The sequence below is a fragment of the Halomonas jincaotanensis genome (assembly GCF_018448785.1).
GTDB classification, from domain to species: domain Bacteria; phylum Pseudomonadota; class Gammaproteobacteria; order Pseudomonadales; family Halomonadaceae; genus Halomonas; species Halomonas jincaotanensis.
Map to the genome: position 1 here is coordinate 56,914 of NZ_JAHCLU010000022.1, position 7,894 is coordinate 64,807.

Below are 7,894 nucleotides of genomic sequence, written 5' to 3' on the forward strand. Positions count from 1 at the left end.
GTATCGTTACCCCGTAGATGCCGAGTGAGGTACCGACGGTTGCCTGATGGCCAACGTCGGGATCGATCAAGTGCCTTCCAGACCGGTCGAGGCTTGAAACTTCGAGGGAGGAATCCGGTTAGTGCCCCAACTGCCATGAATATGGCCGATGACGCGGTCAAGTTCTTCCTGGGTGATCTCGGCAAGTTCGCCGCGTTCAAGCGGATCGTAATGGAAGATATACAGCCGTGAGGCAAATTCCTCGAAGGGGAGCGAGGATTCGCCGAAGCGTTCGCCATGGCGTGCGGTACTGACCCGAACGCCATTGCCCCAATCCTGTCCGCTGTCATTGTTGGGATTGAAGAAATACACCCGCATCACATCGTCGGGATCCAGTGTTACGCGCAGCACCGTAATGGCGTGCCAGCCGATGAAACGTGCTGCACTATCGGTGATGGCGACGCCCGCCGGTTGCGGATGGATCAGTGGCTGGTTGCCGTTGTAGTAGGGGTGATAGCTGGCGTAGAAATGGCGCAAAAACGCGTCCAGTTCGTCCAGCTGGCCGGTCGCGACGTCGACGTTGATGCGAAAGCCGCGCCCTGACCACCAGCCATGGAATTCGGGATTGACCCAGCGGTGGGGGTCGCCTTCGCGGCCGCTACAACGCCTGACCATTTCGGCATAGATGCGATCCAGGTGCGGAACGACGATCAGTGATACGGGATCGAGGTCCATGGGCAACTCCGTGGCAACGCCTGACTGGCTCGCCATGGAGGAAAGCGGCATGCCTTCGAAGTGCATGATGATATCGTCGTCACGCGCCGCCCAGGCCACCATCTGCAGGAGATAGTCCGGGTCGTTGTAGGCCCACATCGAAAGGGCACGCGCCGACTGGCAGGTGGGATTGTTGCCCTGGCCGACGCCGAGCGGAAGACCAAGGACGCAAAGCACCCCTTCTACCAGACGGGCGCGAGGCGAAACGGAGTTACCGAAGGCCAGATTGAGACGTGCCTGCGACCACTCGCTGAGGCTCAGCCCCAACTGGCGCCACATCGCCGGTGCCACGGGTGGCTGGTAGAAAATGCCGCGCTCGAGCGTCAGCGTCAGCCCATAAACCGCCTGAGGCGTCGTTGGGTGGACGCCGGCCCGTATCAGTGCATGGACGAGTTCGTGATAGCAGAGCAGGCAGTCGCGACCGGTGGAGGAGAGCCCCAATGCCTCGGCCAGCAGGTGGTCGCTGTGATCGAGCAAGTGGCGAAGCAGCACCGTGTGGTAGGGCGATACGAGCCCCGTGTCGTGCATGGCACGGGCGAAACCAGTGGCTTCGCTCTGCAATGCCGAGGCATCCATGCTCAAGAGGCGTTCACGATAGATCTCAACGCCGGGATCTTCTCGGCACGCCTGGGTAGGGCCGAAAAGGGAGCTGACCAGACGGTCGGCTCCCTGGCCACTGACTCCCAGATCGATATCGGGATTGGACTGGCAGATCGCAATCTGGATGATCATCTGCTTGACGGGTTCGACCAGAATCGGGCGCTGTTGCAGGATTCGCCAGATCTCGTCGATAAGCCGATCAATGATATGTTCGTAGCCGATGCGATTGGCCATATGGTGGAACAGGTTACGTGGAATCTGTGCCACGCGGCCCTGTGTCTCGCGTTCGGCTTCGCTCGGGGTGCCAAACAGCAGCGACAGATTGAGCGCTATCACCTGAGTGAGATAGTGGTGGGCCTGTTCGGATGATATCAGCGAATGCAGATAGTCACCCTTGGCCACCGCCAGGAGACGTAGTTCACTGAGCACTTCGATCACCACGGTAGTGGCGTCGGGACTCTTTAGCGAATGCGTCGTCAGCGATGGAATCAGGTACTGGGGGGTTTCCCAGTCGGAGCCTTGAAACACGCCGGCTTCTTCAAGGGCCTGGGCGCGTGCTTCGATGGCGGCAGCACCGCCTTCCTGTAGCAAGATACGTCGAGCGGTATCGAAGACCAGTTGCAGCTTTGGCGGTTTGGTAAGCTTAAGAGATTTCGTGAGAAGTGTGATGGCTTTATCGAGTTCGGCCAGCAGGCTAACGAGCTTGTCGTTGCCTGCCGGGGTTTCACTGGCGTCTTGCGTGGGTCCGTACGTTGTCACGCCGACTCCTTGTTCTTCAGGCAATCACCAGCTTGATGACGCCTTGTTTATACATAAAAATCAAGATCTTCTTGATGTTTCTGCAGGTCATGCAGGGTGTGAGCATCATCACCCTTGAGGTAGACCCCAGGCGCCACGACGACATAGCGGCGATCAAAGGGTGGGTTAAAATATGCGCTCTACTATACACGAAGGTGTAAGGACTCTCATCCTCGGCATCCTGCACCGCAAGAATGAGGTCGGTGGTTCTTGTCGTTTGTAACGAGCATTGATATAGTGCGCACCGCTCAGCAGCCATTAGTTTATTTGCTGAGCAGAGACGCTCCAAGCGTCTTCGATGGTGGCCCTGTTGGTCCTCCCGCAACGCTAGACCGCAAACCCCGCCAGGCCCGGAAGGGAGCAACGGTAGTGGTGGACGCGTGTGCCGGGATGTGGCTGGCGGGGCCGCCTCCATTTCAGGTGTCGTTTGCGTCCAAAGTTGATAAAAACTGTAAAGAAGCCGGCAAGTTCCCTTTTTGTAGATCATTTTTCCACCTGAATGTCATTATACACACGGCGTTGATAAAGCCGGGTGCCTTTTTCTTACCGTCATCTCATAGAAAGCTGCGCCTTCTGGAAGGATGCAGGTTGATCCACGTCAGCGACGCCGCTCCGCGCATGGGCGATGATTTGCCCTTGGATTGTTCCAATCCTCGGGGGGTTTCCCATGGCAGGAGGATCGCGCTCGACACGGCCGGCCAGAATTCCGTCATTGGCGCTCGTTGCCTTCGTCGGCATTACCTTTATGATCACCTGGGGGCTGATCGGGGTCTATATCCTCTTCCCGGACATCGCCGCCACCACCTTCGGCGAGATCAGCGGATCGCATCCGTTCTTCTTCCTCGCGACTTGGTCGCCGGCAATCGCGGCCTTCATTGTGGTGGTCCTCCATTCCGGTACGGCGGGCCTGCGGGTCTTCCTGTCCCGGCTTTTCCTGTGGCGGTGTTCGGCGGGCTGGGTGGCCTTCATCCTGATCGGCCTACCGCTCGTCTTCGTCGCGGGTTCACTGATCAAGGATGGACCCGTGCTGGCGCCGCTGCTTCCCGAGGGGGTGGGTACGGTCATGGCGGTCCTGTTCATGATGCTGTTTCTGGGGCCTATCGAGGAATTCGGCTGGCGCGGCGTGGCGCAACCCCTGCTTCAGCGGCACATGGCGCCGATATGGGCCGGAGTGCTCATCGGGTCGATTTGGGGCGTGTGGCACCTGCCGGCGTTCTTCCTGCCCGGTACGGTCTTCGCCGACTGGAACTTCCTCCCCTTCTTCATCGGCAACGTCACGCTCGCGATCCTCGTCACCCCGATATTCAACAGTGCCAGGGGAAGCCTGCTGCTGCCGATGCTGTTCCACTGGCAACTCATCAACCCGTTCTGGCCCGACGCGCAGCCTTGGGACACGTGGATCCTCGTCGTCGTTGCGATCATCGTCGTGTGGTGGAACCGTGACACGATGTTCTCGCGCGAAGGGGCGGTGACCGAGGTCGTGCCGGCAAAGCACGCCCTGGCAACCAAGGTCGCGGAGTAGACGGATGCGCAGATTCCTCATCGCAGCCAGCATCGTGGCAACCCTCGGTGCGGTCGCTCCCGTGGGGGCGCAGGACGGCGCCGTTCTCTACGCGCGATTGGAAGCGACGCTCGAGGACTTCCACGCGCGCTACGGCTTTCCGGGCGCAACCGCAGCCATCTCGCTGCCCGACGGCAAGGTTGCAACAGCAGCGACCGGCCTAGCCGATGTCGAAGCGGGCCGCGCCATGACACCCGAGACCCCGATGCTGGCCGCGAGTATCGGCAAGACGTTCGTCGCCGCCACGGTGCTGGCGCTGGAGAACGAGGGGCGCCTGTTGCGGGCCGACCTGCTGGCCGATCATCTGGGTGACCGCCCGTGGTTCAGCGACCTGCCCAATGCCGAGACCATGACCATCGGCCACTTGCTGCGCCACAGCGCCGGCCTGCCCGACCACGTCCATTTGCCCGCGTTCCAGGCCGCTTGGGCGAAGATGGTGACCGGTGAAGGCGTGATCACCCCCGAAGACCTCGTGGGTTTTGTCACGGGAATGGATCCGTTGTTCGAGGTCGGCACCGCCTGGGCCTACAGCGACACCGGTTACATTCTGCTCGGGCTAGTGATCGAGGCAGTGACGGGCCAGCCCTACCATGAAGTCGTGCACACGCGTTTCCTCGACCCCCTCGCGCTGGCCGATACCTTCCCCTCTGATCGCCGCGACCTCCCAGGCCTAGCGGTGGGTTATTTGGCGCCCGGTAATCCCTTCGGACTGCAGGAGCGAACCGCAGACGCCGAGGGCCGACTGCTTTGGGACCCAGCCGTGGAATGGACCGGCGGCGGGCTGGCCTCGACCTCGCACGACCTTGCACGCTGGGGGCACCTCTTGTTCGGCGGCGCCGCGATGGCAGCCCCCTATCTCGACCGGCTGCTCGGCGGAGTGCCGGTTGCCCCTGGCGTCCTCTACGGGGCTGGCGTCGCGATCCACCCCGACACGCCGCGCGGCCCCGTCTATGGCCATGGCGGCTGGATACCGGCTTATGTCTCGAGCCTTCGCCACTACGCCGACCATGGCCTCACCGTCGCCTTCCAGATCAATACCGACGCGGGCTTCATCGACGACTCGAGCGATAGGGTTTCCGACATGGAGGCAGCGCTCGCGGACCTGGCGCTGGAGGTTGTCCAATGATCTCCCGGCGCGCCTTGCTGGCCGGTCTGGGGGGCATTGCACTCGCGGCGGGTGCTTGGGCAACGGGCGACTATCGCGCCACCATGTCGGCGGCGAATACCAGTGTTGCCAGGCGCAGCAGCGTCATCGAGACCCGGGCCGGGCCGCTGGAGTACGCGATTGCCGGGCGCGGGCCGCCCCTGATGATGATCCACGGTGCCGGCGGCGGGTTCAATCAGGGACTGCTGTTCGGCCATGGATTGCACGAAGCCGGGTTCCAGATTGTTGCCCCCTCGCGCTTTGGCTACCTGCGCAGCGCCTTTCCAGACGATGCGTCACCGGCCCATCATGCGGATGTGCTGGTGGAGTTGCTCGACCACCTCGGCCTCGACCGGATCGTGGTGGCGGGCGGCTCGGCGGGGGCGCTGACGGCGGCGGAATTCGCCCTGCGCCACCCGGATCGCTGTTCGCATCTCGCCCTCATCGTGCCGGCGGCGAACCTGACGGGGCGAGATCCCGTGGAATTCAGCGCTCAGCAACGCGCCGCGGTCGAGCGGGTGCTGACCTCGGACGCGTGGTTCTGGGGCTTCGCGACGCTCGCCCCCGACATGCTGTTGCGGACGCTTCTTGCGACCGATCCGGCGCTGCTGGCCCATGTCTCAGCCGAAGAACGGCAGCGGGCCGACCTGATCCGCGACGGGCTGATGCCGATCAGCCGCAAAACCGATGGTCTGCGAAATGACGGGTACTGGACGGGAACACCCGCGCAGACAGCGTTCGAGCGCATCGTGGTGCCGACGCTGATCCTATCCTGCGCCGACGACCTCTTCGGTACCGCCGACACTGCGCGGCTGCTCGCCCGGCGCATCCCCGACGCACGCCTCGTCGTCTATCCCGACGGCGGTCACATCTGGCTTGGCCACGACGCCGATCTGGCCCGGGACATCAGTGATTTCATTTTGGCTCGAGCCACGCACCGTTCCTGATAGAGACCGCGCGTTTCGTCGAGACGCTACGCGACTTCGCGCTGCGCCCCGAGGGCACGCGAAGCTGGGCTGGCTCGGGCCTTGTCGTCGGAATCCCACCCCTTTGGGCTATCAAGGCAATGGCGCTGGTCCTCAACCCCAGAGGGCGGGCTGCGGTGTCCTCTATCTCGGGCGACTGGACATGGGATTGGCAGTAGCCGACGCCACGACGATGGCAACAGCTGCTGCCAGCGTCGCCGTTGCCAATGGCGGTGTGGCGCGAATCGCCGACGCCGTGCTCCTCTCCCAGCGAGCACGTACCGTGATGCGTCAGAACATGTTCTTTTCCATCGCTTACAATGCGATTGGCTTGAGCCTGGCTGTTGCAGGGACTATCCCTCCGGTCGTCGCCGTGCTGGCGATGACGGCTAGTTCCCTGAGCGTCGTACTCAACGCCACTCGGCTCTCTTCGTCTCCTGCCGATAAGCAGACAGCCTAGATTGACGCTTCTCGCCGGTGCCACGACCGGGCAGCGATATACACGCTTGCAATCCGCCGTCGGGGGGCCTTGAAAAGCTCAGCTCTCCTTCAAAGCGCTCGGCGATGGCAGAGACGATGGCGAGCCCCAGCCCACTGCCGTGATGCTGACTTGCGCGCCAGAATCGTTCGGTGAGATTTTCCAGGGTTGCGTCCTCAACCCAGGGGCCCGGATTGCGGACACACACATTGACCCGCGGTGACTCAAGCTCACCTTTCTGCCATGAGGCCTCGACGGCTATCGGTTTATCCGAGCCACTGTGACGCAAGGCGTTATCGATAAGGTTGCGAAGGGCTGCTACCGCTAACTCGCGGGGCATATCCAATTCTGTGTCGGGCAGAGGCCCCTGCATGAAAACTCGGTCTGTTTGTGCCGGCGGTCCTGCATCACGGATTGCCAATGTGATGACCTCTTTTATCGTGCAGGCCTCACCATCTTCAAACGTTAACCGCCCCTCTACCCGGGCCAACAACAAGAGCTGTTCCAAGGTGCGCGCCAAGCGTGCAACCCCTTCCTCGGCACGGTTCAATGCGTTCTTTGCAGCGTCACCGTCCACACGTCTCGCGACCTGGAGATGGGTTTTTATCGCTGTCAGGGGGGTGCGGAGCTCATGCGCGGCGTCACTGGTAAAACGCTGCTCACGTACCATTGCCTGGCGAACTCTAATCAATAACGTATTGAGCGTACCAATCAAGGGACGCAATTCGTTTGGCGTTCCCTGAAGATTGAGGGGTTCCAACGCATCCGGATGGCGTTGCGCCAAGGCGTCACGCAGACGTGCGAGCGGTTTCAGTCCACGCAGTACCCCGAACCATAGTGCGATCATGCTGCCCACGAGAGCCGCCAGGAAGGGGACGACGGCGACTTTAATGACATCGCGCAACAGGATGTCGCGCTCATCCATGCGATCGGCAGTGGTGATGGTGAGACCGTCGCGTTGATAGGTAAAGACTCGCCAAGTCGTGCCGGCCTCTTCGCGATAGGAGTAACCAGGCGAACCAGGAGCGAGGATGGTGTCCATCTCGGAGTGGGTGCGGGCGATGACCTCGCCGCGTGGTGAATGGACCTGGCATGCCAAGCCTTCTATCGGAGGTATTGACAGTGCCGCGCGATCGACTTGATCCCAGACACCCATTGGAAGTTGTTCCAGAAGCCCGGCAACCATTCGTGCTGACTGTGCGAGGCGTTTGTCCAATGTCTGTTCTACCTGAGCATGCAGGTCGCGCAGTTGCCAGGTGGCTGCCAGTCCCCACAGTAATGCCAGTGTCAGTCCTAGCGTTAGAAGTAGGCGGGACCTGAGGCTCATCGAACACCTGGGGGTTGGATAGCGCGGGGATCGCCGAGGCGGTAGCCGAGACCTCTTACCGTTTCCACCACACCCGGGCCCAGCTTGCGTCGCAGATGGTGAATATGAACGTTCAGCGCATTACTCTCCACTTCATCGCTCATACCGTACAGCCGATCCTTGATCTGATCGACGGATAGTATGCTGCGAGGAGAGAGATGGACCCAAGGGGCTGGACAGGGATTGAGGCCGGCTAAGTAGAGTCTTCTGACGTAGACTGCTCGACAGA

The 7,894-nt window shown here is 61.6% G+C and carries 7 protein-coding genes and 1 other RNA gene; 5 read left to right on the forward strand and 3 right to left on the reverse strand.

The features are described 5' to 3' along the window. Positions 1 to 66: 66 nt before the first annotated feature. Entirely contained in the window at positions 67 to 2,112 is a 2,046-nt protein-coding gene (locus tag KG088_RS16765; RefSeq protein WP_213827341.1) for a hypothetical protein, read from the reverse strand. A 347-nt stretch (positions 2,113 to 2,459) separates the two neighbouring features. On the opposite strand from KG088_RS16765, the gene ffs reads away from it, so the two are divergent. The 5 genes from ffs to KG088_RS16790 all read left to right on the forward strand — a co-directional run bounded on the left by ffs (position 2,460) and on the right by KG088_RS16790 (position 6,281). Further along, an RNA gene (ffs, locus tag KG088_RS16770) (signal recognition particle sRNA small type) lies at positions 2,460 to 2,556 on the forward strand. Positions 2,557 to 2,818: 262 nt separating this feature from the next. Further along, positions 2,819 to 3,673 carry a CPBP family intramembrane glutamic endopeptidase gene (locus tag KG088_RS16775; protein WP_213827343.1) on the forward strand — a complete coding sequence of 285 codons (855 nt, stop codon included), beginning with the start codon at positions 2,819 to 2,821 and terminating at the stop codon, positions 3,671 to 3,673. A gap of 4 nt (positions 3,674 to 3,677) precedes the next feature. Beyond that, positions 3,678 to 4,838 (forward strand): serine hydrolase domain-containing protein, encoded by a 1,161-nt coding sequence (locus KG088_RS16780; protein ID WP_213827344.1) that lies wholly within the window; start codon positions 3,678 to 3,680, stop codon positions 4,836 to 4,838. After that, positions 4,835 to 5,803 carry an alpha/beta fold hydrolase gene (locus KG088_RS16785; RefSeq protein WP_213827346.1) on the forward strand — a complete coding sequence of 323 codons (969 nt, stop codon included), beginning with the start codon at positions 4,835 to 4,837 and terminating at the stop codon, positions 5,801 to 5,803. The genes KG088_RS16780 and KG088_RS16785 overlap by 4 nt, the downstream gene beginning before the upstream one ends. A gap of 181 nt (positions 5,804 to 5,984) precedes the next feature. After that, complete coding sequence (locus tag KG088_RS16790; RefSeq protein ID WP_213827348.1) at positions 5,985 to 6,281, forward strand: hypothetical protein; 297 nt, start codon at positions 5,985 to 5,987, stop codon at positions 6,279 to 6,281. On the opposite strand, the gene KG088_RS16795 is transcribed toward KG088_RS16790, so the two are convergent. After that, complete coding sequence (locus tag KG088_RS16795; protein WP_213827350.1) at positions 6,232 to 7,626, reverse strand: ATP-binding protein; 1,395 nt, start codon at positions 7,624 to 7,626, stop codon at positions 6,232 to 6,234. The genes KG088_RS16790 and KG088_RS16795 overlap by 50 nt on opposite strands. Further along, the coding region (locus KG088_RS16800; RefSeq protein ID WP_213827352.1) for a winged helix-turn-helix domain-containing protein at positions 7,623 to 7,894 on the reverse strand (272 nt) is incomplete at its 5' end. The genes KG088_RS16800 and KG088_RS16795, both read right to left, overlap by 4 nt.